At 34.1% G+C, this 3552-nt stretch carries 2 protein-coding genes; both read right to left on the bottom strand.

Going from position 1 to position 3552, the window contains the following annotated elements:
- Positions 1 to 3127: autotransporter-associated N-terminal domain-containing protein (locus tag HMPREF1984_RS06285; protein WP_021767095.1), on the bottom strand; the 3127-nt coding region annotated here is incomplete at its 3' end.
- A gap of 39 nt (positions 3128 to 3166) precedes the next feature.
- Positions 3167 to 3552: OmpA family protein (locus HMPREF1984_RS06280; protein ID WP_021767094.1), on the bottom strand; the 386-nt coding region annotated here is incomplete at its 5' end.

The following is a 3552-nucleotide window of genomic DNA, read 5'->3' as shown; positions in this document are numbered from 1 at the left end:
CATTATCAGGATCAACTTTATAGTACATTCCTGTTGAATCTTCGCCTATTGTGATTACTCCTGTCGAACTATTTATAGCTCTTGCTCCGGCAACTGCTGTCGCAGGACTACGGTCATCTTCAACTATGTATATTCCAGTAGATTTTTTACCTACAGATATTTGCCCGTCATTGAAAATCAATCCTCTTTTAGCATATATACCTGTTGATTCATCTCCCGTTAAATTAATTGATCCAGTTGCTGTATTAGTCAACGTCACTTTATTGGCATTATATCCGTCTCCATTTGTGTCATTTCCATTTTCCTGTGCAATTCCAACTTGTCTATTTTGAGTTCCTGCTATATTATTTGCATTTTCAACAGTTGAATTTGCAATTTCAAGCTGATTATATGCATCATTAGGATTGTCTAAATTAACTGCCTGATTTATATTTAATTTACTTAAATACAGCATAAATGTCTTATAATCATTAGAACCAGTTATAAGAGGTTTCTGTGTTGTTACCTGAGACATTAATGCTGTTGCATCTGTATCAGATAAATTCATCGCTACATTTGAAGCCACAAATAATCTTGAACCTTGTTCCATATTCAATGTCAAGTTGTTAAGAGTACTTGTTCCTGCTCCATTTCCAAAACTTGTATCAAAATAATTTTTTACTGTATCTTTATCAAATACTCCATACGATGCTCCTGGTGATTTATAATAGAATGCTGTTCCTCTTAATGCTGGAGTAGTTCCACCTTTTATTGTAGCATTCATAGTTCCATTAACAAGAATTTTTCCATTTCCTTCTGTATAGAATAATAAAGATGATTGTCCTGTTGTAGCCGTTGAAGTTTTACCTGCAACTATTTCAATCTTTCCATTATTGCCTGCAAAATAATTTACTGCTTTATCACTTGTTTTAACAGTAGACTCTCCAAGTTTCAACGTACCATCAGAATAAACTCCTGTAGATTTATCCCCTTTTACATCTATTGTTGCCTTACCAGTTGAACTATCAATCGTTGAACCAATTCCGGCACTCATTCCGATAGTTCCTCTTGTATTTGCTGCATTATTTCCACCAGTAACAGTAAGTTCTCCGGCATTAGTCAATGTTCCTGTTCCCGTAGTCATCATTCCAATAGAACCATCTGAAGTTACTGTAACTTTTCCAGTATTAGTGTTAGTTCCTGTTCCTGTTCCAGCAACATACATTCCTATATTTTCTCCAGCTGTTATATTAATATTTCCACTATTAACAACATTTCCTATATTTGTATAAGCTCCTATGTTGTTTTCTCCTGTACTTATATTAATATCTCCGGCATTAGTTATTGTTGATCCCACTTTACCAGAAGCGATACCTATTGATTTTTTAGCATTAGTAGCAGAATATTCTTTATTATCCAGCCATTTTCCACCAGCATTGCTACTAGTGAAATTCTTTGTATAATCTGCTATATTAATAATTCCTGTATTTGTCATGGAAGTTGCACTTTCTGTGTACATACCATATGATTCACTTCCGGCAATATTTATCGTTCCAGCATTATTTGCATGATCCATATCACTCTGGGCGATAATAGCCATAGACTTATTACCTAGCATTGAAATAGTTCCACCTGCAGTATTGTCAATATATGAATCTGCTACTTTATAAACTCTTCCTGCTCCAAGTGCAAATCCATAGTTTTCCTTCCCTGCCATAACTATTTCACCATTGTTTATATTATGAGTGATATATACATTTGGGTGAACCCCATTTGTTTTACTAAAAGCAAAAGCATAAGATTCGTCTCCGTCCATAATGATTTTACCATTATTTATATGCTCATGTGTTGCAGCTGGGTTATCTTGCTCTTTTACAAGTATAAAGCTAACATTTTGTTTTCCAGTAGAATATATTAATCCATCTGTATCATTTATTAGTTGACGTAAATTCCCTGCTCCATTTGGATCTTCGTCTGTTGCAAATCCAACAACTTTATCTGCTGATAATTTAATATTTGACTTATTACGAACTTTTAAATTATTATTACCATCAGTCGAAATTGCTCTAACCCCTTCTATTATAGTTCCATTTCTATCTCTAACTGTATCTACTTCTAATGTTAATCCTTCTATTGTATGATCTCCACCTATGAATTCAAAAATTGCACCATAAGTGTAGTCTCTCATTCCACCTCTTGCAGCATATCCACTTGCTGCTGTATAATCTTCACCATCTGAGGTTTTTAAAACTTCATTAGCAGAGAAAGTTTTTGTTCTATTATAAGTTCCAAATCCTGGATTTTGATAATCTGTCTTAAGGTTATAAGTAGAACCTGCTTTTATAACATTAGTTCCACTTTTATATATGTACTGTGTATCCGGTACAGGGCCATCAGCATTCCATAATGGTGATAATGTTACATCTTTTATAACTACATTTGGCGAGTTTATAACCGGTATATCAGGTAAAATTGGACTAAAGCTTACAGTTTCAGGTAATGTAACTGCATTTGCAACTTTAGCAGTAATATTTAGAGGTACCTTATTAACACTTTTAGGATTTATTCCTGCATTTACTGATATTTCTAAAGGCGGTTCCTCAGTCAGTCTAGTACTTGAAAGACCATAGCTTTTAATTCCGTTTCTTAAATTTGATGAAGCTGACCTTGGATCACTTCCTGTAGAAAGTAAACTGTAGTTAGAACTTGATACAGGTACATATCTATTAAATAAATTTGTATCCCTTGTTAAAATCCCTTCATATGCATATTTGTCAGCTTTATCTCCTCTACCTTTATAAGTTCCTCTCCAGTTGTTATAAAATCCATTTATCCCAAACTGCCATGAGCTCCATGGTGATTTTACTACATGGTCTCCCTGTTCCATTAACTGCACTAATTCAAGGTTTGAATCTTTCATCAGCTTATCATTTTCAGCTTTTGCTTCCTTAAATAACTTCTTCATGTCTGTTATTGATGTCTGAAGTCCTCTTTTTGCTGTTTCTACATCATCTTTCCCATTAGCTGAAAGAGATAATGATCCTGTAACTAGAAACGAAAATAGCAATGCTGAATTATATTTTATATCTTTGCATTTCTTTGCAAAAGCTCTCAGCTCTTTCTCTATTCTCTTTAAATTATTATTCATAACTTTCTTTCTCTCTTTCTCAGAATTCTGTATTTATTATTACTGCTGGCTTCCTCTTCTTGAAAGCTTGAATTCTATTCTTCTGTTTTGTGCTCTTCCTTCGTCTGTTGTGTTTGTTGCTACCGGTTCTTCTTCTCCTTTTGATACTGTTCCCACTATTCTGCTTGGATCCATTCCAAATTCCAGCAACTTAGCTTTTACACTTTGTGCCCTTCTCATTCCAAGTGCCATGTTGTAAGCATTTGTTCCTTTTGAATCTGTATGTCCTTCTATTACTACTTCGTAGTCATTGAAGTTTACATATTCTATAAATTTATGTAACATTTCAAAGTATTGTGGTTTTACTACTGATTTATCAAAATCAAAGTTCAATGCCCTTTCATCCATTACCACTATCTGCTGGTCAGGTCCCTTATCTTCAGGGA

Origin of the sequence: Leptotrichia sp. oral taxon 215 str. W9775 (genome assembly GCF_000469505.1) — a bacterium.
Taxonomy (GTDB): Bacteria; Fusobacteriota; Fusobacteriia; order Fusobacteriales; family Leptotrichiaceae; genus Leptotrichia_A.
The sequence above is the reverse complement of the archived record's forward strand: the minus strand, read 5'-3'. Positions and strand labels throughout refer to the sequence as shown.